Origin of the sequence: Bradyrhizobium sp. 154 (assembly GCF_023073875.1) — a bacterium.
Lineage (GTDB): Bacteria > Pseudomonadota > Alphaproteobacteria > Rhizobiales > Xanthobacteraceae > Bradyrhizobium.
In genome coordinates, this window is record NZ_JADPKG010000113.1 from 256,073 (window position 1) to 280,876 (window position 24,804).

Annotated in this window: 23 protein-coding genes and 1 pseudogene; 7 read left to right on the plus strand and 17 right to left on the minus strand. The window is 64.6% G+C overall.

Translation table 11 applies throughout. From position 1 onward, the window contains the following. Positions 1-96 precede the first annotated feature (96 nt). A complete protein-coding gene (locus tag IVA92_RS29470) occupies positions 97-1,707 on the minus strand; it encodes an NAD(P)/FAD-dependent oxidoreductase (protein WP_247278482.1) in 1,611 nt (536 codons plus the stop codon). 268 nt (positions 1,708-1,975) lie between these two features. Between IVA92_RS29470 and IVA92_RS29475 the strand changes: the two genes are divergently transcribed. Continuing rightward, a complete protein-coding gene (locus tag IVA92_RS29475; protein WP_247278483.1) occupies positions 1,976-4,255 on the plus strand; it encodes a fused MFS/spermidine synthase in 2,280 nt (759 codons plus the stop codon). Between the two features lie 134 nt (positions 4,256-4,389). Here the strand turns inward: IVA92_RS29475 and IVA92_RS29480 are convergent, their stop codons facing one another. From IVA92_RS29480 to IVA92_RS29495, 4 genes are all read right to left on the minus strand, one after another. After that, positions 4,390-5,373 carry a glycerophosphodiester phosphodiesterase gene (locus IVA92_RS29480; protein WP_247278484.1) on the minus strand — a complete coding sequence of 328 codons (984 nt, stop codon included), beginning with the start codon at positions 5,371-5,373 and terminating at the stop codon, positions 4,390-4,392. A 69-nt stretch (positions 5,374-5,442) separates the two neighbouring features. Continuing rightward, positions 5,443-6,228 carry a L,D-transpeptidase gene (locus IVA92_RS29485; protein ID WP_247278485.1) on the minus strand — a complete coding sequence of 262 codons (786 nt, stop codon included), beginning with the start codon at positions 6,226-6,228 and terminating at the stop codon, positions 5,443-5,445. Between the two features lie 339 nt (positions 6,229-6,567). Continuing rightward, on the minus strand, positions 6,568-7,329 hold the full coding sequence (locus tag IVA92_RS29490; RefSeq protein ID WP_247278486.1) for an ABC transporter permease: 762 nt from the start codon (positions 7,327-7,329) through the stop codon (positions 6,568-6,570). Further along, complete coding sequence (locus tag IVA92_RS29495) at positions 7,326-8,249, minus strand: ABC transporter ATP-binding protein (protein ID WP_247278487.1); 924 nt, start codon at positions 8,247-8,249, stop codon at positions 7,326-7,328. The genes IVA92_RS29490 and IVA92_RS29495 overlap by 4 nt, the downstream gene beginning before the upstream one ends. Before the next feature lie 289 nt (positions 8,250-8,538). On the opposite strand from IVA92_RS29495, the gene IVA92_RS29500 reads away from it, so the two are divergent. Then, positions 8,539-9,258 carry a hypothetical protein gene (locus IVA92_RS29500; RefSeq protein ID WP_247278488.1) on the plus strand — a complete coding sequence of 240 codons (720 nt, stop codon included), beginning with the start codon at positions 8,539-8,541 and terminating at the stop codon, positions 9,256-9,258. On the opposite strand, the gene IVA92_RS36145 is transcribed toward IVA92_RS29500, so the two are convergent. Together IVA92_RS36145 and IVA92_RS36150 are read right to left on the minus strand one after the other, a co-directional pair. Then, on the minus strand, positions 9,255-9,821 hold the full coding sequence (locus tag IVA92_RS36145; protein ID WP_346658133.1) for a cytochrome P450: 567 nt from the start codon (positions 9,819-9,821) through the stop codon (positions 9,255-9,257). The two genes, IVA92_RS29500 and IVA92_RS36145, sit on opposite strands and share 4 nt — an antisense overlap. Further along, positions 9,818-10,432: a hypothetical protein gene (locus IVA92_RS36150; RefSeq protein ID WP_346658134.1), complete on the minus strand. Its 615-nt coding sequence runs from the start codon at positions 10,430-10,432 to the stop codon at positions 9,818-9,820. Before IVA92_RS36150 ends, IVA92_RS36145 begins: the two co-directional genes overlap by 4 nt. A gap of 118 nt (positions 10,433-10,550) precedes the next feature. Here IVA92_RS36150 and IVA92_RS29510 point away from each other — a divergent pair, with 118 nt between their 5' ends. Continuing rightward, positions 10,551-10,985, plus strand: a complete 435-nt coding sequence (locus tag IVA92_RS29510; RefSeq protein ID WP_247278489.1) for a MarR family transcriptional regulator — start codon at positions 10,551-10,553, stop codon at positions 10,983-10,985. A 180-nt stretch (positions 10,986-11,165) separates the two neighbouring features. Continuing rightward, complete coding sequence (locus tag IVA92_RS29515; protein WP_247278490.1) at positions 11,166-12,107, plus strand: LysM peptidoglycan-binding domain-containing protein; 942 nt, start codon at positions 11,166-11,168, stop codon at positions 12,105-12,107. Positions 12,108-12,262: 155 nt separating this feature from the next. Here IVA92_RS29515 and IVA92_RS29520 read toward each other — a convergent pair whose 3' ends face one another. Further along, positions 12,263-13,336 carry a tartrate dehydrogenase gene (locus tag IVA92_RS29520; protein WP_247278491.1) on the minus strand — a complete coding sequence of 358 codons (1,074 nt, stop codon included), beginning with the start codon at positions 13,334-13,336 and terminating at the stop codon, positions 12,263-12,265. Between the two features lie 142 nt (positions 13,337-13,478). Between IVA92_RS29520 and IVA92_RS29525 the strand changes: the two are divergent. Beyond that, positions 13,479-14,302 (plus strand): annotated as a pseudogene (locus IVA92_RS29525) (aspartate dehydrogenase). A gap of 4 nt (positions 14,303-14,306) precedes the next feature. Here IVA92_RS29525 and IVA92_RS29530 read toward each other — a convergent pair. From IVA92_RS29530 to IVA92_RS29565, 8 genes are all read right to left on the minus strand, one after another. Continuing rightward, a complete protein-coding gene (locus IVA92_RS29530; protein ID WP_247278492.1) occupies positions 14,307-15,608 on the minus strand; it encodes a sorbosone dehydrogenase family protein in 1,302 nt (433 codons plus the stop codon). A 142-nt stretch (positions 15,609-15,750) separates the two neighbouring features. Then, positions 15,751-15,960, minus strand: a complete 210-nt coding sequence (locus IVA92_RS29535; protein WP_247278493.1) for a hypothetical protein — start codon at positions 15,958-15,960, stop codon at positions 15,751-15,753. 170 nt (positions 15,961-16,130) lie between these two features. Continuing rightward, entirely contained in the window at positions 16,131-16,757 is a 627-nt protein-coding gene (locus IVA92_RS29540) for an isoprenylcysteine carboxylmethyltransferase family protein (RefSeq protein ID WP_247278494.1), read from the minus strand. Positions 16,758-16,784: 27 nt separating this feature from the next. Further along, the gene (locus tag IVA92_RS29545) at positions 16,785-17,816 is read right to left on the minus strand and encodes an NAD-dependent epimerase/dehydratase family protein (RefSeq protein WP_247278495.1); all 1,032 of its coding nucleotides are present in this window, start codon (positions 17,814-17,816) and stop codon (positions 16,785-16,787) included. Between the two features lie 30 nt (positions 17,817-17,846). Then, positions 17,847-18,365 carry an Mpo1-like protein gene (locus IVA92_RS29550; protein WP_247278496.1) on the minus strand — a complete coding sequence of 173 codons (519 nt, stop codon included), beginning with the start codon at positions 18,363-18,365 and terminating at the stop codon, positions 17,847-17,849. Positions 18,366-18,538: 173 nt separating this feature from the next. Then, positions 18,539-19,207, minus strand: a complete 669-nt coding sequence (locus tag IVA92_RS29555) for an OmpA family protein (RefSeq protein WP_247278497.1) — start codon at positions 19,205-19,207, stop codon at positions 18,539-18,541. Further along, the gene (locus IVA92_RS29560; RefSeq protein ID WP_247278498.1) at positions 19,207-19,623 is read right to left on the minus strand and encodes a hypothetical protein; all 417 of its coding nucleotides are present in this window, start codon (positions 19,621-19,623) and stop codon (positions 19,207-19,209) included. Before IVA92_RS29560 ends, IVA92_RS29555 begins: the two co-directional genes overlap by 1 nt. A gap of 91 nt (positions 19,624-19,714) precedes the next feature. Beyond that, complete coding sequence (locus IVA92_RS29565; protein WP_247278499.1) at positions 19,715-22,285, minus strand: UvrD-helicase domain-containing protein; 2,571 nt, start codon at positions 22,283-22,285, stop codon at positions 19,715-19,717. A gap of 235 nt (positions 22,286-22,520) precedes the next feature. Here IVA92_RS29565 and IVA92_RS29570 point away from each other — a divergent pair, with 235 nt between their 5' ends. Then, positions 22,521-22,694, plus strand: a complete 174-nt coding sequence (locus tag IVA92_RS29570) for a DUF1328 domain-containing protein (RefSeq protein WP_008556598.1) — start codon at positions 22,521-22,523, stop codon at positions 22,692-22,694. 3 nt (positions 22,695-22,697) lie between these two features. Here IVA92_RS29570 and IVA92_RS29575 read toward each other — a convergent pair whose 3' ends face one another. Further along, positions 22,698-23,204: a thioesterase family protein gene (locus IVA92_RS29575; protein WP_247278500.1), complete on the minus strand. Its 507-nt coding sequence runs from the start codon at positions 23,202-23,204 to the stop codon at positions 22,698-22,700. Positions 23,205-23,289: 85 nt separating this feature from the next. On the opposite strand from IVA92_RS29575, the gene IVA92_RS29580 reads away from it, so the two are divergent. Beyond that, positions 23,290-24,714: an FAD-linked oxidase C-terminal domain-containing protein gene (locus tag IVA92_RS29580; RefSeq protein WP_247278501.1), complete on the plus strand. Its 1,425-nt coding sequence runs from the start codon at positions 23,290-23,292 to the stop codon at positions 24,712-24,714. The last annotated feature ends 90 nt before the right edge of the window (positions 24,715-24,804 follow it).

A 24,804-nucleotide genomic window follows, 5' to 3' on the forward strand; every position in this document is an offset into this window, starting at 1 on the left:
CAGTGGCCCCGCAGTTCTCCACCGCCTATCGACCAGCCTGTGGCGCTCCGCCGTGCGCAGGCATCTCGACAGGCGATCCACAGCTCGTCCACAGACCTATCCACGGCTTCCGAACAGCGACCGGTGATCCCTCAAGATCACCTGTGCGGCGTTGTGGCCGGGAGCGCCGGTGACACCGCCACCAGGATGGGCGCCGGAGCCGCAATGGTAGAGGCCTTTCAGCGGGCCGCGATAATCGGCATGGCCCAGCATCGGCCGCGCCGAGAACAGCTGGTTCAGCGTCAGCGCGCCGTGGAAGATGTCTCCACCCAAGAGGCCGAACTGCCGCTCAAGATCGAGCGGCGAGAGGATCTGGCGGCCGAGCACGCTCGCCGCAAAGCCCGGGGCATATTTGTCCACCGTCGCGATCATGAGATCGGCGACCTCGTCACGATGGTCGTCCCAGGACTTTCCATCGGGAAGCTCCGGCGCGACGTGCTGGCAGAATAGGCTCGCGACATGTTTGCCTTCGGGCGCCAGCGTGCCGTCCAGCGTCGAGGGGATCAGCATCTCGACGACAGGTTCACGGCTCCAGCCCTGCGCGCGCGCATCGTGATACGCGCGGTCCATGTAGCCGAGGCTCGGTGCCAGGATAATGCCCGAGGTGAGATGATCGCCCTGACCGGGGAGCGCCGTGAACGAGGGCAGGCGGTCCAGCGCCACGTTCATGCGGAAGGTGCCGGAGCCATTCTTCCAGTGCCGGATACGGGCGAGGAAGTCTTGGGGCAGGGCGTCGGCCGCAACCAGCCGCGTATAGAGCAGTTTTGGGTTGACGTTGGCTGCGACATATTTGGCGCGGATGGCGGTGCCGTTCTCCAGCACTACGCCGACCGCGCGGTCGCGCTCGACGATGATCTCGCGCACGCCCGCGTCGGTATCGATCGCGACGCCCCGATCGCGCGCAGTGCGCGCCATCGCCTGCGTGATCGCGCCCATGCCGCCGATGGCGTGGCCCCAGACGCCCTTCTTGCCGTTCACCTCGCCGAAGGCGTGATGCAGCATCACATAGGCCGAACCCGCCGCGTAGGGACTGGCATAATTGCCGACGATGGCATCGAAACCGAACAGCGCCTTGACAAGATCATGCTCGAAACGCTCGTCCAGCATCTCGCCGGCGGAGCGGGTGAAGAGGTCGAGCAGGCTGCGGCTCTGCTCCAGCGTCAGCCCACGCAGAATGTTGGCCGTCTTTAACGCATTCACGGCCTCGCGGATCGCGCTCGTGCCAAAGCCGTCAAGCAGGTTCGGCGGCGCGCGCAGCACGAACTGCCTGAGCACGTCGGCAATCTCTTCCAGCTCGCGCGTGAAACCGTCGAGCGCATCGGCGTCATGCGCGTTCAGCCGCGCCACGGAATCCTTCGTCCGCCCCTCGCCGGTGAGGAGATAGCTGCCGTCGGGTGCGGGTAGAAAATTCTGCGCGCGCCGTTCGACGATGCGCAAGCCTTGTTCCGCAAGATTCAAGTCGCGGATCACCTGCGGATTGAGCAGGCTCACGGTGTAGGCCGCGACCGAATTTCGGAAGCCGGGGTGAAATTCCTCTGTGACCGCCGCTCCGCCGATCACCTTGCGGCGCTCGACCACGCGCACGCGTAGACCTGCCGTCGCGAGATAAGCTGCGCAGGTGAGGCCGTTATGGCCAGCGCCGATGATGACGACGTCGGTTTCTGTCATGAAGTGTTCAAGTCCAATCCACCGTCATTCCGGGCGCGCGGAGCGCAACCCGGAATTTCGAGGTTCCAGGTTCGATGCTTCGCATCGCCCCGTACGACATCTGTATATCAAGCATTCCTCGCCGCAACATCAGGAGCGCCTTTATTGCCCGTTCAGGCGCCTTGTGCTCCATTGCGGCCGTCCGGCGCCCGCCGGGGGCATCGTCCGACGCGTTCTGTCGCGCGAACCGGTGCCCACTTCGCTGGAAAACGCTTTTGCCGGAGCTTCCATGGATTCGATCGTGCAACCCGCCGCCACGGAGCAGCCGTCCTCATCACGCAACCGGCTGTTGCTGACGGTCTACACCGCCGCGATCTTCGTCAGCGCGCTCTTGCTGTTCTCGGTGCAGCCGCTGTTCACCAAGATGGTGCTGCCGCGGCTCGGCGGCTCGCCGGCGGTGTGGTCGGTCGCGATGGTGTTCTTCCAGTCGCTGCTGCTGGCGGGTTACGCCTATGCGCATCTGTTGATGCAGGTCAAAAGCCGCATCGTTCCGGTCGCAGTGCATCTGGTGCTGCTGATCGCGGCCTTGGCGACCCTGCCGCTCGGCATCGCCTCCGCCTATGGCGAGCCGCCCGCTTCGGGCTATGCGGTCTGGCTGCTCGGCCTGTTCGTGGTCTCGATCGGCCTGCCGTTCTTCGCGCTCGCCGCCAACAATCCACTGTTGCAAGCCTGGTTCGTCCGCACCGGCCATCCCGCCGGGCACGATCCCTATTTCCTCTATGCCTCCTCCAACATCGGCAGCTTCCTCGCGCTTTTGTCCTATCCGTTCCTGCTGGAGCCGATGTTCACGCTGCACACGCAGAACCGGTTGTGGACCGCCGGCTATGGCCTCCTGATCCTGCTGATCGCCGCCTGCGGCGTGCTGCTGTTGCGCTCGCCGCAGCTGACGGTGGTCGATGCGCGAGCGGAGGAGGTCAATGCGCCGGCGCCCGGTCTGGTGACGCGGCTGCGCTGGATCTTCCTGGCCGCGGTGCCGTCGGGTCTGCTCATCGCGGTGACCGCGCACATCTCCACCGATGTCGCGGCGGCACCGCTTCTGTGGGTGCTGCCGTTATCCCTGTATCTGCTCACCTGGGTCGTCGTGTTCCAGTCGCGTCCGCTGCTGCCGCACAAATGGATGCTGATGCTCCAGCCGGTCGCGATCGCGGGCGTGGTTGTCCTGCTGGCTTTCGGCGGGGAGCAGAACCTGCTGCTCACGCTCGGCGGTCATCAATTGTGCTTCTTCCTCATCGCCATGGCCTGCCACGGCGAACTGGCGCGGACGCGGCCGGCAGCCAAATATCTCACCGGCTTCTATGTCGCGCTGTCGTTCGGCGGCATGGTCGGCGGCCTGTTCGCAGGGCTCGTCGCGCCGTTCACCTTCTCGTGGATCGCCGAATACCCGATCCTGATTGCGCTCGCCGCGCTATGCCGGCCGTCGGCGAACGAGCGGCTGGCGGGCATCGTCAAATGGTACTGGCCGGCGCTCGCCGCGCTCGCGGTGGCGCTCGTCGCGCCCTCCACTACGACGGGCGACCTCTCGACCTGGTTCGAGGACCATCGCGTCTGGATCGCCGGTGCCGTCGGCGGGCTGGCAGCTCTTCTGGCGCTGACGCTCAATGCCGGCCGCTGGAAGATTTTTGCGACCGTCGCCCTCGCGTTGGCGTTGATCCGGGTCTATCCCGCAGACGAGGGACGCGTCACGACGGTGCGCAGCTTCTTCGGCGTGCACAAGATCGTGGTGACGCCCGGCGGCTATTTCCACGTGCTGATGCACGGCACCACGATCCACGGCGCGGAGCGCTTCCGCAACAATGATGGCACGCCGGTCGTCGGCCGGCCCGAGCCGATCACCTACTATCACAAGGACGGCGGCATCGGTCAGGCGGTCAGCGCGATCCGCGAGCGCAAGGGCGCGCCACTGAAGGTTGCTGCGATCGGTGTCGGCTCCGGCACGCTTGCCTGTGCTGCTGAACCCGGCGAGAGTTGGAAATTCTTCGAGATCGACCAATCCATGGTCGACGCAGCGCGCGACCCCAGGAATTTCCGCTACATCTCGAGCTGCCTGCCGGATATGAAGCCGGTGATCGGCGATGCGCGGCTCACCTTCGCAAAGGAGCCCAACGGCGCCTACGACCTCATCATTGTCGATGCCTATTCGTCCGATGCGATCCCGATTCACCTTGCGACCAAGGAGGCGATGAAGATCTACAAGGACAAGCTCGCCCCGCATGGCGCCGTGGTGATGCACGTCTCCAACCGGCATCTCGATCTCGAGACCGTCGTGGTCGGCATTGCCGATGCCAACGATCTCACGAGCTGGGTCTTCAACGAGGATTCCGGGCGCGATTCCGATTACATCTTCTCGACCGACGTCGTCATCTCCGCGCGGGAGGAGGCGGACATCGGCAGGCTCGCTTCCTCGAAGTCATGGGAGCAGACCGAAGCTGACGACAGGATGCGGGTCTGGACCGACGACTATTCCAATATTCTGGGTGCGCTGTATCGGCGCTTGCGGGACGGGGAGTAGGGCAGGCGAAGGTATGGCGCGCAGATCCACAAGAGGTCGTCATGCCCGGGCTTGTGCCGGGCATCCACGTTCTTCGGACGACGACGGAACGCGTGGATGGCCGGGACAGGCCCGGCCATGAAGACGGATAAACCTTACGGCGCCACCGGCGTCCCCGCCGGCAACGCAATTCCCTTCTCGCCGGCGATCTGCCGCAACAGGTCCGGCCTGTCGGAGATGATGCCATCGACGCCGAGCTCGATCATCCGCGCCATGTCGTCGGGCTTGTTGACCGTCCACACTACGACGCGCAACCCAAGTCCGCGGGCCTCCGAGATGAGCGCCCCGGTCACATCGCCGAAATAAGGCGACCAGACCGCGCCACCGGCGGCCTTGATCGTCCGCGGCAGCGAGCCGCCGTGATCCGCAGGACTGAAGCCCGCCGTCCAGTTGGTGGCTTTGTCGAGCGCCACCGTCTGGCCTGACCCGCGCTGGAGCGTGAGGTACACGGTTGGTATTTTCGGTGCTTGCTGCTGCACGAGCAGCAACGTTCTCCAGTCGAACGACTGGATCATGACACGCTCGGAAAACTGTTCGGCCTCGATCAGGCTGAGCAGCCTGGTGACGAAAGCCTGCGGGTCGAGCGTTTCGTCCGGATGGTTCGGATCGATCTTGGTTTCGATGTTGAAGCGCACGCGCATGTTGCCGGACTTGCGCACCAGCGCGAACAGCTCGCTCAAGGTGGGAATGCGTGTCCCCGGTAAGGCGCGCTGATCGGGGAATTGCTTTGCGTACCCACTATCCGGCCGGATCCGGCCGACGTCGTAGGTCCTGACCTCGTCGAGCCGCAGTTTCACGAACGGCATGCCGGGCGGAGTGATGTAGGCCCCGTCTGGGCCGCGCGTGAGATCCGGATTGAGCCCGCGCTCATGCGAGACGACGACTTCGCCGTCGGCAGTCACGCCGACGTCGAGCTCGAGCGTGTCCACGCCCATCGACAGCGCGTTGGCGAAGGCCGGCAGGGTATTTTCCGGCAGCAGCGCCCGCCCGCCGCGATGCGCTTCGAGGTCGAATCCCATCGCCGGTCCCGCTAGCAAAGCCCAGAGCACAGGCAGAATGGTCGTGGCACGTGGCGGCATGATGCCTCGAATGGCAATCTGTTGGTCGTGCTGATCGCCGAGCGCGGTTGGCGGAAATGGTTGCGAGCGTCAGTTCTGATAATAATAGCCCCGCGGCTGATAAACGTGCCGGGGCTGTGGCTGATAGGAGTAGCCCTGCTGGCTATAGCCCTGGTCGTAATAGGGGCGCGGCTGCTGCTGCTGATAGACCTGCGCGTCATAGAGCGGGCGGCTGGCCGAGCGCGGCGCCGGATAGCGTGCGCCGGTGTCGCTGCCGTCGGCCGGATAGATGTAATTGTCGTCCTGCGGCATGTAGCGGCGGGCGGGCTGCGCCGGCGGCGTCAAGTTCACGGGATCGCCTGCGGCACTGTATTGTTCTTCGGCGGGCTGTGGAGCGCGGGCGACGGCGGTGGGATTGCGGCCGCGCGGATTGCGCGCCAGCGCCACCTGCGCCGAGCCGGTCAACGTCACCGTGGTGTTGAGCACGCCCTGTTGCTGCACCAAGGCATAGAGCGTCGAGGCATTCTGACGCGACAGCCGCACGCAGCCATGCGAAGCCGGCGAGCCGAGCCGGCCGACCGAATCGGTGCCGTGGATGGCGTGCCCCACCTTGGTGAAGAAGATCGCGTGCGGCATCGGCGCGTCGTCGAATTCCTTGGAGTAGTGATCCTCTTCCATGCGGAAGGCGCGGAACGCGCCGTTCGGCGTCTCGCGCGAGGGGATGCCGGTCGACACCGGCCAGTGATAGCGCGCGACGCCGTCGACGGCGACGGTCATCTGTTGGTTGTCCTTGTCGACGGTGATCTCGACCTTGGCGTGCGCGGCGCCCGCGCTCAAAAGCATCAGGGATGTGAAAGCAATCAAAAATGTACGCATCTGACTTCCGGCCTCCGGCCTGTTCACGCTAGGCGCCGCGGCTCTCCGTCCCCGGCGTGCATTATGCCTGTCATTCGGCGTTGGTTCCAGTGGCCTGCCTGTCCATCGTTAACGTCATGCCTGATGTAAGCAAGGCCGTCTTGTGCCGCACGGCGCCCGGCAGCGCTGACATTTTCGCGAGCCGGACGTGGATTCACAACGCCGGCAAAGGGGCAATTGGTACCCCACCTCGTCATTCGGGGGCGCCACGCAGTGGCGAACCCGGAATCTATTCATCGACCAACTCTGCTGCACGATGGATTCCGGCTCGTGCTTCGCACGCCCGGAATGACGGCAGGCTCAATTCTTCAGCCGATACCCCGTGCGGAAAATCCACCAGATCACGATCAGGCAGGCCACCAGGAATGCCAGCGTCATGCCGACGCTGACGGACACGCTGACATCCGCGATCTCGTAGAAGCTCCAGCGGAAGCCCGAGATCAGATAGACGACTGGGTTGAGCAGCGCCACCGTGCGCCAGCCGGCCGGCAGCATGTCGATGGAATAGAAGCTGCCGCCGAGGAAGGTCAGCGGCGTCACCACCAGCATCGGGATCATCTGCAGCTTCTCGAAGCCGTCGGCCCAGATGCCGATGATGAAGCCGAACAGGCTGAACGTCACCGCCGTCAGCACCAGGAAGGCCAGCATCCAGACCGGATGGTGAATATGCAATGGAACGAACAGCCCGGCGGTGGCGAGGATGATCAGGCCGAGGATGATCGACTTGGTCGCGGCGGCGCCGACATAGCCGAGCACGATCTCGAAATAGGAGATCGGCGCCGACAGGATTTCGTAGATCGTTCCGGTAAATTTCGGGAAGTAAATGCCAAATGAGGCATTCGCGATGCTCTGCGTCAGCACCGAGAGCATGATCAGGCCCGGCACGATGAAGGTACCGTAGCTGACGCCCTCGACCTGACTGATGCGCGAGCCGATCGCGGCGCCGAACACCACGAAATAGAGCGAGGTCGAGACCACCGGCGAGACGATGCTTTGCAGCAGCGTGCGCCAGGTGCGCGCCATTTCGAACAGGTAGATGGCGCGGATGGCGCGGTGATTCATGACGTCCTCACGAGATCGACGAAGATGTCCTCGAGCGACGATTGCGTCGTGTCGAGATCGTTGAAACGGATGCCGGCGGTGCGGAGGTCGCTGAGCAGGCTGGTGATGCCGGTGCGATCACCCTTGGTGTCGTAGTCGTAGACCAGCGTGGCGCCGGAATCGCACAGGTCGAGCTTATAATGGCTGAGGCTCTGCGGCAGCGCGTCGAGCTTGCCCTGCAAATGCAGCGTCAGCCGCTTCTTGCCGAGCTTCTGCATCAAGGTCGTCTTGTCCTCGACCAGCACGATCTCGCCCTTGTTGATGACGCCGATGCGGTCGGCCATCTCCTCGGCTTCCTCGATGTAGTGCGTGGTGAGGATGATGGTGACGCCGGACTGCTGAAGGCCGCGCACGACCTCCCACATGCCCTTGCGCAGCTCGACGTCGACGCCGGCGGTGGGCTCGTCCAGGAACAGGATCTGCGGCTCGTGCGACAGTGCTTTTGCGATCATCACGCGGCGCTTCATGCCGCCGGAGAGCGTGATGATCTTGTTGTCCTTCTTGTCCCATAGCGAGAGGTCCTTGAGGACCTTCTCGATGTGATCAGGATTCTTCGGCTTGCCGAACAGGCCGCGGGAGAAGCTCACGGTCGCCCACACGCTCTCGAAGGCATCGGTGTGCAGCTCCTGTGGCACCAGGCCGATTAGAGAGCGCGCCTTGCGGTAGGAGGTCTGGATGTCCTCGCCGGCGACGAGGACGCGGCCCTCGCTCGGGTTGGCGATGCCGCAGATGATGGAGATCAGCGTGGTCTTGCCGGCGCCGTTGGGGCCGAGCAGCGCAAAGATCTCGCCACGCTTGATGTCGAGACTGACGTTCTTGAGCGCCTTGAAGCCGGACCCATAGGTTTTCGACAGATTGGCGACGGAAATGATAGAGGACATGATGGCCGCAAGGCTGAGGGGCAAAGGCTGGGGAGGGAGGCTGGAACCCGTCCCGGGAGGGCGGGTCAGCGGAGCCATGAGATAGGAACGCCGTTGCCGGGTCGCAATTGCTCAGAGAAAAATGGTCTCAAAACAGGCCCTTCAGTGGCAGGTTTCAGCCAAGTGTTGCGCGATGGTCACGGAGCGCGGCTAAGATTGTCGCTCACGCGGCTCTTTGTTGCGTCTGCGAGCGGGCCGTGGCTACGATTCCGACCAATCGCGAAGCGTATTGTCCCCAGGGAAAACATCGATGAGACCGAACGGCCGTCACACCGCCGGCGCCAGCCAGTTGCCCGCCCTCCGCATGTGGGCGATGGGCCTGCTTCTGCTGTCAGCTGTTGCCATAAGCCCGACCGGCGCCAAGGCCGCGCCGAGCCAGGCAGCGGCAGCGACCACGCATGTCTACCTGCTTCGTGGCGTGCTCAACATCTTCTCGCTCGGGCTCGACACGATTGGCGCCCGGCTCCAGGCGCAGGGCATCCCGGTGACCGTCGCCAACTTCGTCTCGTGGTCCTCGCTCGCCGATGAAGCGGCGACCGCCTACAAGGCCGGCCGCCTCAAGACCATCATCCTGGTCGGCCATTCCTCGGGCGCGACCGCGCTGCCGGACATGATCGCCAAGCTGAACCAGCTCGGCGTTCCCGTGAAGCTCGCGATAGGCCTCGACTCCGTGTTCAAGACCAAGCTCTCGACCGGCGCCGAGCGCTACATCAACATCTATATCGGCGATGGTCCCGGCGAGCCGGTGCGGGCCGCGGCTGGCCTGCGGGGCAAGCTTGACAATGTCGATGTTCGCGGCACCGGTGTTGGCCACATCTCGATCGACAAGAACGAGGCGATCCAGCGCCGCGTCATCGCGGAAATCAACGCCGCGATCATGCGCTCGCGCGCCCCGGCTGTGCCGGTCGCGGAGCCCGGTGTGCCGCGGTCAGCGCGCTCGGCGGCCGCAGCGGCTCCGGCCAGGAACTAGGCCGCCATCACCCGCACCGGCATGCTCGCAAGGCCGCGCAGCGAATTGTTGAGCCTGCGCCTCGGCTCTGCCGTGAGCTCGATGGTCTTCACGCGCCTTGCGAGCTCGCTGAAGATCAATTCGCCTTCCAGGCGCGCGATCATCTGGCCGACGCAGGCGTGGATGCCGGCGCCGAAGCCGACATGGCCCGTCGCAACCCGCTCGACGTCGAAGCGGTCGGCTCTGTCCCAGCGTGCGGGATCGCGGTTGGCGGAAGCCATGAACAGCAGCACCTTGCGATGCGCCGGGATCACGCCGCCGCCAATCTCGACATCGCGCGAGGTGGTGCGGAAGAACGTCTGCACCGGTGAATCGTAGCGCAGTCCTTCCTCGAAAGCATTGCGCGCCAACTCCGGTTTGTGATGCAGCTTGCGATATTCATCCGGATGGGTGGCTAGCGCAAGCAGGGTGTTGCCGATTCCGTTGACGGTGGTGTCGATCCCCGCGGTAAGGAACGGCCGCACCAAATGCGTTGCCTCGTGCTCGCTGATCTCGCCCTCGTCGGCCGCTTGGTAGATCATCATGCCGAGCCCGTCGGGCCGTAGCGCATCTCGCGCGCAGCATTCCATGATCCAGCTTTGGGCGGCGAGACCTTCCTTCCGCGATGCGGCCAGCATCTCGTTGTCAGGGCCAAAGCTGTCGAACACGAACGTGCTCCAGCCAGCAGCTTGTCACGGCCATCCGGCCTGATGCCGATCGCATCCGGAAACACCTTCATGGGATAGGCTTCGGCGAGATCGGTTACGGCATCGAATGTGCCTTTGTCGATAAGCTCCGACACCTTCTTCTCTGCTTCACGCTGAAACGTCTCGCGCAGCTTTCTTGCGAGACCCGGAGACAGCGTACGGCCGAGAACCCGCCGGCCTTTGTCGTGGTCGGGAGGATCGATCTGGAGCGTCAGCGGCTTCGGGAGTGCCGGGTTCATGCCGTGGAGCCCGACGCCCTCGCCACTGATGAACGTCTTCCAGTCCTTCAGGGCTGGTTCGACCTCGGCATAGCCTGCCATGGCCCACACGCCGTAACGCTCCAGTGCGAACGCAGGCCCGAGCGCGCGCAACGCCTCATAGGCGGGATAGGGGTCGATCAGGAAATCGGGCGCAAACGGGTCGACCGGACTCGATGCAATGCCGCTCATGGTCAGCTCCCAACCGCTATTGCTTCGCCAGCGGGCACTGACCGTCGCTCTCGGAGCGGAACGCGTCCTCGCCTTGATCGTGGCGACGACCTTCAGCAGATCCCAAGTGGAGGTCGACTTGGAGACATCGCTGGATCTGCGGGCGCTGCAGCGGACACCCGGCTTCATGCTGCGCCTGGCGCAGCTGAAGTTCTTCGAAGGCTTCTACGAGGAGTTCGCCGCGTTGGGCCTGACGCCCGCGACCTATGCGATCTTCGTCGTCATTCGCGACAATCCCGGCGTTCCCCCCAGCAGCCTTGCCAGCCTGCTCCGCCTGCGTCTGCCGAACTTGATCAAGATCCTGAACGAGCTCGAGTCATCCGGCTTCATCAAGCGCAACCGCTCGAAGTCGGATCGCCGCGCCGTCGAGTTCATGCTGACGCCAAAGGGCGCAAAGCTCATTCAGGAGGGGGCAAGGCTGACGCAGCCCTACAATGAAAGGATGCTGGCGCCGCTCAGCGACGCGGAGCAGCGCACGCTGCTCGACCTATTGAACCGGATTCTGCCGCTTTAGCTCTCGCGACGCCGGCCTGAGGCCGATCGTCGCAAAGCCTGTCATCTCCCGCGGATACGCGGCAGCTCGATGGATTTGCGAGGGGCCGCAGCCGGTTCCGTGCCCCAAAATCCACCCAATCGGTGGTCACTAAGCCCGGCAGGGAAGGCCGTTGCCTTCCGTGGTGGGACTGGTGGACTGATGATTCGTTTGAGGCGACTAGTCGCGCTGGCCGCGGTTGCGCTGCTCGCCATGAGCAGCGGCGTGGCCGCGACCTCACCGGCCAAGTCCAAGGCCACCGCGGCCGTCCCCGCCGCGCCGCCGCCGCCCCCGTTCGAGCCATTGCCGCCGCCGAGGGTCTACCTGTTCCGTGGTGCCATGGGCCCGATCTTCTCGACCGGCATGGACCGGCTCGGCGAGAAACTGACCCAGGCCGGCTTCTCGGCCGATGTCTATGAATTCACCCTGTGCCGGCTGATCGGCAACCGTGTCATCGCCAGCTACAAGGAGAAGGCGGCACCGATCGTGCTGGTCGGCCATTCCATGGGCGGGCTGTGCTCGATCGTCATCTCCGAAATGGCGGCGAAGGAGAACGTCCCGATCAGCCTCGTCATCGCCATCGATCCCGCGCATGCGACCGGCGACGTCCCGCTCAATGTCGAGCGCTTCATCAACATCTTCCTGTCCGACAGCGTGCTGGGGGGCGGCGATGTCGTGGCGGTGCCCGGTTTTCGCGGTCATTACGCGAGCTATGATCTGAAGGAAAACGCGCGCGTCTCGCACATCAACATCGAGAAGTCCGACGACATCCATCGCCAGATCGTCGAGATGGTGACGCAGTTGCCGCGCATCCCACCGCAGGCCCAGGCTGATGCCGTGCCGCTGCGCTATCTCGTGCCCGGCGATGCACTGGTCGAGTTGTGGGATAGCGGAGTTCGGCTGCCGGTTCGTCGCGGCGACACCATGGAGAGCATCGCCGCTGCCAACCGCGTGCCGCTGTGGTCGCTCGCGCAGAGCAATTCATTGCCGGAGAACGCGCAGCTCGTCCCGGGCCAGACCATCATCGTTCCGCGCCACCTCACCCCTCCGGCGCCGGCCGCCGCGATGGCGACGCCGCCGGCGGCTCCCGCGGGGCGGAGGTAGAGCGCATCATCGCTGCGAAAGCAGCATTCATTGAGCGTCCGGCTGTTCCGCAAATTCGTCACGCCCGGGCTCGTCCCGGGCATCCACGTTCTTGGTGCCGCACGAAAAGGTCGTGGATGGCCGGGGACAAGCTCGGCCATCACGGAGAGTGGCGATCAGACGTTCGACCCGTGGATCGCGTCGATCACGGCATCCGTCACTTCCTTCGTCGTCGCCTTGCCGCCGACATCGGGTGTCAGCACGCCGGCTGCGCAGACGCGCTCGACGGCGGCCATCAGTCGGCTCGCCGCATCCTTCTCGCCGAGATGCTCGAGCATCTGCGCGCCGGTCCAGAACGTTGCGACCGGATTGGCGATGCCCTTGCCGGTGATGTCGAAGGCCGAGCCGTGGATCGGCTCGAACATCGAGGGGAAGCGGCGCTGCGGATCGATGTTGCCGGTCGGCGCCACGCCGAGGCTGCCCGCCAGTGCGCCGGCGAGATCCGAGAGGATGTCGGCATGGAGATTGGTCGCCGCGATCGTGTCGAGGCTCTTCGGATGCAGCGTCATGCGCACCGTCATGGCATCGACCAGCATCTTGTCCCAGCTGACGTCGGGAAAATCAGCGGCGACCTCGGCCGCGATCTCGTCCCACATCACCATGCCATGGCGCTGCGCGTTCGACTTGGTCACGACCGTGAGCAGCTTGCGCGGACGCGATCGCGCGAGCTCAAACGCATAGCGCATGATCCGGGTAACGCCGACGCGGGTGAAGACCGCGACTTCGGTGCCGACCTCTTCCGGCAGGTCCTTGTGGGCGCGGCCGCCCATGCCGGCATATTCGCCTTCCGAATTCTCGCGCACGATCACCCAGTCGAGATCGCCGACGCCGACATTGCGCAGCGGCGAGGCGACGCCCGGCAGGATTTTTGTCGGCCGCACGTTGGCGTATTGGTCAAAGCCCTGGCAGATCGGCAGGCGCAGCCCCCACAGCGTGATGTGGTCAGGCACGTCAGGCGCACCGACCGCGCCGAAATAGATCGCATCGAATTTTTTCAGCTCGGTGAGCCCATCGGCCGGCATCATCACGCCGTGCTTCTTGTAATAGTCCGAGCCCCAGTCGAACGTTTTGACGTTGAAGGCGAGGTCGCCGCTGCGTTTTGCCAGAGCCTCCAGCACGCGGATTCCGGCCGAGATGACCTCGGGACCGATCCCGTCGGCGGGAATGGCTGCGATCGAATGGGTGCGCATGAGAATACTCCGTATCAGTGGGATTGCGGCGGCGGATCACAGTCCACGCCATGCCGGGGATCGGTAAGGCGAACTCAATTCGCACTGGCTTATACAGAAAACGATACGCTATGACATCAATCCAGCCAGAAAGTGGGATGCGATGACCGAACATAAGGCTTCGAGCGATTTGCGGATTGCCATCGCGGGATTGGGCTCGATCGGCACCAAGATCGCATCTGCGTTGGATCAAGGCATCGAGGGACTGACATTGTCGGCGGTGGCGGTGCGCGATCCCGTCAAGCATCGGGCGTTTCTCAGCGGCCTGCGGCGGGCACCATCCGTGCTATCGATTGATCAGCTCGGCGATGCCGCCGACATCGTGGTGGAATGTGCACCGAGCCGGCATCTGCGCGAGATCGTCGAGCCCGCGGTCAGGCGCGGCAAGGCCGCGCTCGTGGTCAGCGTCGGCGGGCTGCTCGACAATTTCGATCTCGTCGATGTCGCCCGCGCCAATGGCGGCCGCATCATCGTGCCGACCGGCGCGCTGATCGGGCTCGACGCCGTCAACGCGGCCGCAATCGGCACCATTCATTCGGTGAAGATGGTGACGCGCAAGCCGATCGACGGCTTGAAGGGCGCGCCGTTCATCCTCGAGAACAGCATCGATATCGACAAGCTGCGCGAGCCGCTCAAGCTATTCGAAGGCACGCGCGCGAGGCCGCAAAGGGTTTCCCGGCCAATCTCAACGTCGCGGTCGCGCTGTCGCTTGCCGGCGTCGGGCCGGATCGCACCCAAGTGCAGATCTGGGCCGACCCGACCGTGACGCGCAACGTTCACCGCATCGAGGTTGAGGCAGATTCCGCACGCTTCTCGATGGGAATCGAGAACATCCCGTCCGAAAATCCCAAGACGGGGTTGATCACGGCGCTGTCGGTGATCGCGCTGCTGCGCAAGCAGCGCGCTACGCTCTGCGTTGGGACGTGATCCTCTAAGCGCCCGTCACGCGCCAGATCACGTTGCCGACGTCGTCGGCCATCAATAGCGACTTGTCGGGGCCGATCGCGACGCCGACCGGGCGGCCGTAGGATTCCTTCTCATCGGGCGCGAGGAAGCCCGAGAGGATGTCGCGCGCGGGGCCGGAGGGACGACCGTTCTCGAACGGGATGAACACCACCTTGTAGCCGGACAGCTTGCTGCGATTCCACGAGCCGTGCTGACCGATCACCATGCCGTCCGGGAAGCCGGGCAGGGTGCCCGCGGGCATCCAGCACAGGCCGAGCGAAGCGGTGTGGCCGCCGAGCGCATAGTCCGGTTGAAGCGCCTTGGCGACCATCGCCGGATCCTGCGGCACGCGGTCGTCCACCGTCTTGCCCCAGTAGCAATAGGGCCAGCCATAGAAACCGCCGTCGCGCACCGAGGTCAGATAGTCCGGCGGTGTCTCGTCGCCGAGCCCATCGCGCTCGTTGACGACAGTCCAGAGCACGCCCGTCGTGGGCTCCCAAGCCAGGCCAACCGGATTGCGCAGGCCGGCAGCAAAAATGCGATGCGCGCCGGCGGCGAGGTCGAGCTCATAGATCGCGGCGCGGCCTTGTTCGACCTCCATCCCCATCTCGGCGATGTTGCTGAGCGAGCCGACGCCGGCATAGAGCTTCTTGCCGTCGGGGCTCGCAAGCAGGCTACGGGTCCAGTGGCCGCCCGGCTTGAAATTGGTGAGCCTTTTGCCCGGCGCAGTGATGCGATCGGCGCCCGCGACATAGGGAAACGCCATCACGCCGTCGGTGTTGCCGACATAGAAGGTGTCGCCGACCAGTGCCATGCCGAACGGCTGGCGGAGGTTTTCCATGAAGGCGCCGCGAACCTCCGCAACGCCGTCACCGTCCCTGTCGCGCAGCAGCGTGATGCGGTTGGCGGAAACGCCGAGCGCGGCGGCGCGCCGCATCGTCGCTTGCATCGCGTAGTGAAACACGGTGCGCGGAGGGCTGGCGATCTGCGTCGCTTCCGCGATCAGCACATCGCCATTGGGCAGCACCTCGATCCAGCGCGGATGATCGAGGCCGGTCGCAAACGCATTGACCTGGAGCCCGGGCGCGACGGACGGCTTCTGGCCCGCGCTCCAGCCGCGCGCGGTCGGCATCTTGAGCGTCGGGATCGTGCCTTGCGGCTTGGCCTCGGGGATCGCTGGCTTCTCTCCCCAGGCGGGTGCGGGCTCGGTGCCCGATAGCTTCCGCCATTGCAGCGCGATGCCGCCGAGGAGCGCAACGAACTGCGCAAAGATGCCTGAAAACGTCATGAGAAGCCCCTGTTTGCGCGCGCATCCAACTGGCTGGCGGCTCGGACGTCAACCTGTGCGGTGCGTCGTCAGGGTCTATTCCATTGGAATGGCAGCCGATCGAATTTGCATGGGACGAGCGCCGACGGGCTGTGCGGGGAGATCAGCGGCCGATCTGCCGCTCGAGCCGCCGTACCGCGCGAAAATCATCGAGATGATGGATGTTCGGCGCAAGCGCGGCCTCCTTGGACAGGAGGTGATAGACCCGCGCCACCGTGCGCTGCTTTCGCTTCGGCCGCCCGGGCGGCAACGCCCGCGCCTTACGGACGGCGGCAATCGCGTGCTCGCGAAAATAATCGTAGGCATCAGACATGGCGATGCTCTGCGGCTAGTTGCAGGCGTCGTGGGTAACGGGCGCAGGGAGCGGTGGTTCCTCATAACAGGCAGGGTTGATGCGGTCCCACGCACTGCTTCCCCAGCGTCGTCCTGGCGAAAGCCAAGCTTTCGCCAGGATGACAACGGCGGATATGGCGGCTGGTTACGTCACCGCGGCGACAGGAACGGAATAATCATCGGCACGCGGCGGCAATAGGCGCCATAGGCGTCTTCGCCCAGTTCCTTCGACAGGAACACCTCTTCCATCCGGCCCTTCTGCCACATGCCGAGCGAGATCAGGATGGCGCCGAGGATTGCGGTGACGGTGCCGACCGCGATGCCGGTCGCCAGCATGCCCGCGATCAGGCCGGTGTAGATCGGGTGGCGCACGATGCCGTAGGGGCCGGTGTCGACGACGCGATGATCTTCCTTATGGGTGATGGTGTTGGACCAGAACTTGCCGAGATGCAGCCGCCCCCACCAGGTGAAGGAGATGCCGGCGAGCACGATCAGGGCCGTGATGTAGACGCCGGTGTTGCTGAACACCCAGAGCGGCTTCTCGTTCAGCACTTCGGCCGTCCAGGGCGTGAACAGGATGCCGCCGACCAGGATCGGGATCCGATAGCGGCCGGATTCCAGCGTCATCACCTGCTTCTGGGTGCGGCCCTGCCAGAACGAGGCGCCGACCCAGCTTACGAGCCAGGCGAGCCAGATCAGGGCGAGCAGTTGCGTCGGCCAGGTCGTGGTCCAACCACCCCAGGCGACAGAGAGAAGCTTGCTGAAATCGAAGGACATGAAGGTTCTTTGCGTTGGGCCGAGAGCTCAGCTCGCGCGCGAGGAGAGCGCGTGATGCTCGAGCGAGCCGGAGGCCGACTGACCGTTGCGGGCGAGAAGATGGGTGATGGTTTCGCGCAGCACAGGCTCGATCGGACGCGGCGAATAGCCGAGTTCGGTGCGCGCCTTGCCGATCGAGAGGTCGCTCGCGGCCAGCGCAATGCGCACGCCCTCGGCAGTGCCGTTGGGCGGCCGGCGCGTGATGCGATCGGCGATGTATTCGAGCATGATCGCGGAGAGCTCGGCGATCCTGCCGGGCACGATGATTGGAAACTGCCGTCGGCCGCTCATCGCCGACATCATCCGCAGGATGTTGCCGAGCGGGACGCAGTCGCCGCCCAGAATGTAGCGCTGGCCAACCCGGCCGCGTTCCATGCTCAGCACGAGGCCCATGGCGACGTCGCGGACGTCGACGAGGTTGACCAGGAAGTTGAGATGCGGCTGCACCTTCTTCTGGAGGAAGTACCACAGCATCGCCGTCGGCGGCGTCAGATTGTGGTCGGCGGCACCGATCGGCATGGTCGGCGTGCCGATCACGAGCGGAAAGCCACTTGCTGCGGCCTTTGCGGCGCAATGCTCGGCGAGCGACTTCGAGCGCGTATAGGCGCCGGGCATCGCTTCGGCAGGCTGCAGAGCCTCTTCGGCGGGAACACCGTTGAGGTCGGAATAGGGGAACAGGATCGATTCGGTCGAGCAGTGCAGGAAGCGCGACACGCTGCGCTTCATCGCGGCCGCGAGCACGATTTCTGTGCCGCGGCAATTGACCTCATGAAAGTCCTGCTTGTTGGCGACCCACATGCCGGGAAGGCCGGCGAGGTGATAGACCTGATCGACGCCGGTCAGCGCGGCATCGACCGCATCGCGGTCGAGCACCGAGCCATGGGCATATTCAACGTCCGCGTGCGCCGCGGCCGTCGGCCGGACATCGAGGACACGCACCTGCTGCCCGCGGGCGCGGAGCGCTTCTACGAGATGATGTCCGATGAAGCCGCTGCCACCGGTAACCAGTACGAGAGCCATGAAGACGGTTTGCTGTTTCGCTTCTGGAAGTTATCGGGTCGAAAGGGAATTGGCCGGAAGAGGCGCCAGAATCGCGGCAAGGTCGCGACGGAAGCCCAATGCAATGAATAATTTCGCCATGACAAACATCGGTCCAAGCAGGAAATGCGTGGGGTGATCGACCATCGACGGCTGCCGTTCCTCGAAAACCTTGTGACCGACAATCTGCGCTGCGACGCCAATGCCGATCAGCACGGCAAAAATCGACCACATCATGGCGACCGAGACCTGATTGCCGATTGCGGTTGCGACTGAAAGCAGCACGATCATCGAGACCAGGATGGCGAACCCGATCCCGGCGTCCAGCATCAGCCAGTAGACCAGCACGGGCAGCGCCATGATCACCGCCAAGCTGACCTCGATCCCGAAGACGGAGACATGCACGAGGGTCAGCGGCAGCACGGCGCCGGTGAACAGCAGCAGGATGCCGACCACGTGCATCGCGCAGTTCCAGGGATCGCGATGATATTCGACGTAGTCGGCCAGTTGGCGTTGAAAATAGCCAGCCATCTCGCTCTCGTTCAGCACAGGGTCGGGGAAGGACGAAAAAAGCCTATAGCACCTGACCGGGCGGTGCACAAACCGGCCCTATTGTCGCGCGAAACCGTGCTGTTGCGCTGTGAGACAGGTCACAAAATGGTCAAAACTTCAAAGGGTTCCGTCGGACGCTGGGATGCACGCGCTCAGCGCTTCTTGGCGGGCTTTTTCGCCGCAGGCGCAGGTGCCGCAGCAGGGTGCGCAGGCTCTTCCGGCAACTTGGCATAGGTCAGGATCTGCAACTGGCCGTTGACGGCGGACGTCGGCTTGGCCCGGTCGAGAAACTGCTCTTCGCCGAGGCCGATCGGATGCAGCCGTTTGGTCGAGATCTTGAACGTGTTCACCAGCACGTCGCGGATCGCATCTGCCCGGCGCTGGCTCAGGATCGCGTTGGCCTCGCGCGTCTTCGAATTGGACTCGACATGGCCGACGATCAGGAACGTGTAGGGGAGCAGCGAGGAATGCACCAATGCGTCCGCGATGCGGCCCACCGTCTGGTAAGACGCCGGCTGGATGATCGGCGTGTCGGCGTCGAACTGAATCTGTGCGTTGAAGGCGGGCAGCTTGGCAAGATCGGGCGCGATCAACGGCCGGTTCACCGGACCGGGATCATTCTTGATCCTGGCCTTGGCGCGCTCCATCACCTGCTGCTTCAGCGCGGGAAGATCGACCTCGGCGGCTTCCTCGAAATGGTTGAGCTTGCCGACGATGTCGTCGCGGGTCGGTGCCGCCGTCTGCGCGCCGGCCGCGCTCGCGAGCAGGACGAAACTCAGCGCGATGCCTAGTCCGGCGGTGGAGAGCCCCTTCGCGCGCATCAGCGATACCCCGCGTCGTCGATGGCCTTCAGACAATTGTTGCTGATGCCCTTGGGGGTCGAGACCAGGCAGGGGATCGACTTGCTGGTCTCCCTGGTCGAGCCGCCGCAGACCTTGACGATCTCGCGCTGGCAGGCGTTCGCCACCGTGACGCGCGCCGAAACGCGTTTCTGGATGGCGTCGAAGACGCCGAGATAGTCGCTCTGGCACTGCGGCGACAGCACGTCGCGGTTGCGCGACAGGCACTCCTTCAGGCGGGTCGAGTCCGGATTGACGCCGCGGCAATTGGCGACGATTTCCGCGCCGCAACTCGCCGCCAGCTTGCCGATCGCATCGCCAAAGCTCATGGTCTCCGCCGCTGCGAGCGGCGGCATTCCCAATGCAAGCACGATCAATGTGATGGAGCCCCGGACCATGGGCTTCATCTGATACGGGGAAGTTCGTGATGGTCAAGGGGCGAGCGGAAGAAACGCGGCGGCGTAACACCGCTGCAACAGGGACGGGCGCTCACGCCCGCTGCACAAAGCTGTCCACGACCTTCTTCTCGCCGGCCTTGTCGAAGGCGATCGTGAGCTTGTTGCCGTCGATCTTGGTGACGCGGCCGTAGCCGAATTTCTGGTGGAAGACGCGGTCTTCCAGCGAGAATTCGGACGTCGTGCCGGTGGATTTGGCGACCAGCTCGCCCTCGATGGTCAGGGGCCCGCGGCGGCGCGAGGAGAAGCTGCCGAAATCGGGCGAGGAGGAAGACGAGAACGAGGCGGTCTCTTCCTCGAAACCGCCGCGGCCACCGCCATTGCGACCTTGACCGCCGCGGTTGCGGTTGGCCTGCGCCCGCTGCCAGCCCGGCGTCGAATAGCTGGAGCCGAACGCCTCCATGTCGTCGAAGCGCGAGGCGCCATAGCCGCCGGTGCCGCCCCAGGCCGAGCCGCCCTTGGATTCTGTAATCTCGACATTGGCCGCCGGCAGTTCGTCGAGGAAGCGCGACGGGATCGTGGTCGACCAGGTGCCATGGATGCGCCGGTTGGTTGCAAAATAGATCATGGCACGGCGGCGGGCGCGGGTCAGGCCGACATGGCCGAGCCGGCGTTCTTCCTCGAGGCCGGCGCGGCCCTGTTCGTCCAGCGTGCGCTGGCTCGGGAACAGGCCTTCCTCCCAGCCCGGCAGGAAGACGTTGTCAAATTCGAGCCCTTTGGCCGAATGCAGCGTCATCAGCGACACGGCGTCGTCCTCGGCGCCGCCGTCGCGGTCCATCACCAGCGAGATATGCTCGAGGAATCCTTGCAGGTTCTCGAACTCCTCCATCGAGCGCACCAGCTCTTTCAGGTTCTCCAGCCGGCCCGCGGCATCGGCCGAACGGTCCTTCTGCCACATCTCGGTGTAGCCGCTCTCGTCGAGCACGATCTGGGCAAGATCCGTATGCGCGGTGACCTCGCGCTGGGTGCGCCAGCGGTCGAACTGCGTGATGAGATCACGAAGCGAGCCGCGCGCCTTCGGCTTCAGCTCGTCGGTCTCGACCACCGCGCGGGCCGCTTCGAACAGCGGGATGCGGCGCTTGCGGGCGTGATCGTGCAGCATCTGCACGGTGGCATCGCCAAGGCCGCGCTTGGGCGTATTGACGATGCGCTCGAAGGCGAGATCGTCGGCCGGCGAATTGATGACGCGCAAGTAAGCCAGCGCGTCGCGGATTTCGGCGCGCTCGTAGAAGCGCGGCCCGCCGATGACGCGATAGGGCAGGCCGAGCGTGACGAAGCGGTCTTCGAACTCGCGCATCTGGTATGAGGCGCGCACCAGGATTGCGATCTCGTTCAGCTTCTCGCCCTGGCGCTGGAGCTGCTCGATCTCCTCGCCGATGCCGCGCGCTTCCTCTTCGGAATCCCACGAGCCCGTCACCGTGACTTTTTCGCCGTCCTGATCCTCGGTGCGCAGCGTCTTGCCGAGTCGGCCTTCGTTATGCGCGATCAAATGCGAGGCGGCGGCGAGGATGTGGCCGGTCGAGCGGTAGTTGCGCTCGAGGCGGATCACCTTGGCGCCCGGAAAATCGTGCTCGAAGCGCAGGATGTTGTCGACCTCGGCGCCGCGCCAGCCATAGATCGACTGGTCGTCGTCGCCGACGCAGCAGATGTTTTTGGTGGGGCCTGCAGCCGCCACCGTCATTCCGGGATGCGCCGAAGGCGCAGACCCGGAATCTCGAGCTGAGGACTCATCTCCAGATTCCGGGTTCGCGTCTTCGACGCGCCCCGGAATGACGGCTTTGGTTGATGCCGGCGCCTGCGACAGCAGCCGCAGCCACAGATATTGCGCGACGTTGGTGTCTTGGTACTCGTCGACCAGGATGAATTTGAAGCGCTGCTGGTACTGCCGCAGGATGTCCGGATGCTCGCGGAAGATGCGGATGTTTTCCAAGAGCAGGTCGCCGAAATCGGCGGCGTTCAATATCTTCAGCCGCTCCTGGTAGCTCGCATAGAGCTTGCCGCCTTTGCCGTTGGCAAAGACAGCGGCCTCGCCCGAGGGCACCTGCGACGGCATCAGGCCACGGTTCTTCCAACCGTCGATCAGCCCGGCGAGCATGCGCGCCGGCCAGCGCTTGTCGTCGATGTTCTCGGCTTGCAGGAGCTGCTTGAGCAGCCGGACCTGGTCGTCGACGTCGAGCACGGTGAAGTTCGACTTGAGCTGCGCCAGCTCGGCATGGACGCGCAGGATGCGGCCGCCGATCGAGTGGAAGGTGCCGAGCCACGGCATGCCCTCGACCGCGTGGCCCAGCATTTGGCCGAGCCGGTGCTTCATCTCGCGCGCGGCCTTGTTGGTGAAGGTCACCGACAGGATCTCGGCGGGGCGGGCGCGGCCCTGGCTCAGGATGTGGGCGATGCGCGTGGTCAGGACGCGCGTCTTGCCGGTGCCGGCACCGGCCAGCACCAGAACCGGGCCGTCCAGGGTTTCGACCGCCTCGCGCTGCTCCGGATTGAGCCCGGACAGATATTTCGGACCCACGGAGGCCCGCGCACGCGCGGCAATGCCGCCGGCTGCGGGCTGGTGGTCGGGAACGTTGGTGATCTTGCTCGGCTCGGTCATGCGAATCATTGGCCCCACGATCGCACCGCGGGGTGGTGGAAGGGAGCCTTCTTAACAGGGATTAGTCCCTATATGGGGCGATGGACAGGGTTTTCCACGTGCGCGGCGGGCCGATTTGTTCCTGCGAAGGCAGCGAATTTCGCTCCTGCGTCGGCCGGAACCATCATTCTCGCGTCGAGATTGTCTGGGCAGGCGGCGCGGTCAGCGCCGGACGCAAGACGGACATCAAGACGAGGGTTTGACCATGCTTGGCTGGGTTGTGACGTTTCTGGTTATCGCACTGATCGCGGGTATCCTGGGCTTCGGCGGCATCGCCGGCGCCTCGATCGAGATCGCCAAGATCATCTTCTTCATCGCGGTCGTCCTGTTCCTGGTCTCGGCCGTGGTCGGCTTGGCGCGCGGCCGCAACAGGATATAGCGGCTACCGCTTCGAGGGCATCGCCACGCTGCGGCCGATGCCCACGGGGCGGGGCAGGGTGCTGTGCGCCTTTGTGACCGCGGCGATGCGCGCCTGGATATCGGGCGGAAATGGCGCAACGCGCCGCGCCTTCATGTCCATGTGCAGCGACATGTTCTCGGAAGTTGCCGACAGCCAGCCTTCGCTAGCATGACGCATCTCCTCAAAAGTGTGCAGCCGCTTGTCGTCGGCCTCCAGCAGCCAGACGAAGATCTGCACGGGATCGCCGAGGTGGATCTCGCGCAGATACCGTACATGGCATTCGGCGGTGAAAGTCGAGCCACCTCGCTCCTTCATGTAGGCTGGCCCGATCCCGAGCTCGAGCCAGAGCTGGTCGATCGCGCGGTCGAACATCACATTGTAATAGGCCATGTTGAGATGGCCGTTGTAGTCGATCCATTGCGGCTCGATCTGCATGATCGAGGCGCGGAACGGCTCGGCTTGTGGCGCTGAGGCGGCAGTCTCCGGCATATGTCCTTCCCTAGCCATGTGTCCGGTCCCTTGACTTGACCGATTTTATGTCCTTTGCCACGGTCCTTCTGTCGGGAGGAATTCCGTGGGCACGACCATCACCAATAATCCGCCGCGGCCGGAGCCGAAAGCCCTCACAAGCGCGCTGGAACAGCTTGCCGCACGCTTCGGCAACCGCCTCATCACCTCGCAGGCCGTTCGCGAACAGCACGGCCATACCACGACGTGGATTCCCAACCAGCCGCCTGACGGCGTGGTGATGGCGCAGGAGACCGCCGACATCCAGGACGTGGTGCGGATCTGCGCCAAAAATCGCGTCCCTGTCATTCCCTTTGGCACCGGCACCTCGCTCGAGGGCCAGGTCAACGCACCGGCCGGCGGCATCTCGATCGACCTGCGCGACATGAACAAGGTGCTCGCGGTGCATGCCGAGGACCTCGACTGCGTGATCCAGCCGGGCGTCACCCGCAAGGCGCTCAACGAGCATCTGCGCGACCAGGGCCTGTTCTTCCCGATCGACCCCGGCGCGGATGCTTCGCTCGGCGGCATGGCCTCGACGCGCGCTTCAGGCACCAATGCGGTGCGCTACGGCACCATGCGCGACAGCGTGCTGGCCTTGAAGGTGGTGCGCGGCGACGGCGAGATCATCACGACCGGCACGCGCGCCAAGAAATCATCCGCCGGCTACGACCTCACCCATCTGTTTGTCGGCGCCGAAGGCACGCTCGGCATCATCTCGGAATTGACCATTCGCCTGCGCGGTATCCCCGAGACGATCGCGGCGGGTGCGGTGTCATTCGAAACCGTGCACGGCGCCTGTCAGGCCGTGATCCTGGCGATCCAGACCGGCATTCCCGTGGCGCGCATCGAGTTGCTCAATGCCGCGCAGGTCAAGGCCTGCAATGCCTATTCGAAGCTGACGCTGCCGGAGACGCCGCTCTTGCTGATGGAATTCCACGGCAGCGAAATCGAGGTCGCCGAGCAGTCCAAGGCCTTCGGCGAGATTGCGAAGGAGTGCGGCGGCGGCGAGTTCTCCTGGACCACAAAGCCGGAGGACCGCACCAAACTGTGGCAGGCGCGGCACGATGCCTATTGGTCGGTGAAGGCGCTGCGGCCCGGCGACAGCATCGGCGTCGTCGCGACCGACGTCTGCGTGCCGATCTCGCGCCTCGCCGACTGCGTCAGCGAGACCGAGGAGGATCTCAAGCGGCTCAACCTGCTGTCGCCGATCGTCGGCCATGTCGGCGACGGCAACTTCCATTGCTCACTGGTCTGCGACGTCAACGATCCCGACGAGATGGCGCGCGGCGAGGAGTTCATGCATCGCCTGGTCGAGCGCGCGCAGGCGATGGACGGCACCTGCACCGGCGAGCACGGCATCGGCCAAGGCAAGCAGAAATATCTCAAGGCCGAGCTCGGTCCCGAAGCGCTAGATGCGATGCGGGCGCTGAAAAAGGCGCTCGATCCGCTCAATATTTTCAATCCCGGCAAGATCGTGCCGGAGGCCTAGGGCCCTGCGCAGCCAAGAACCGGGAACTTTTGGCAACGTTGCCGGTTCCATTCCCGCCAAGTTCCGATGCCTCAACGGCAGGGCTTTGCG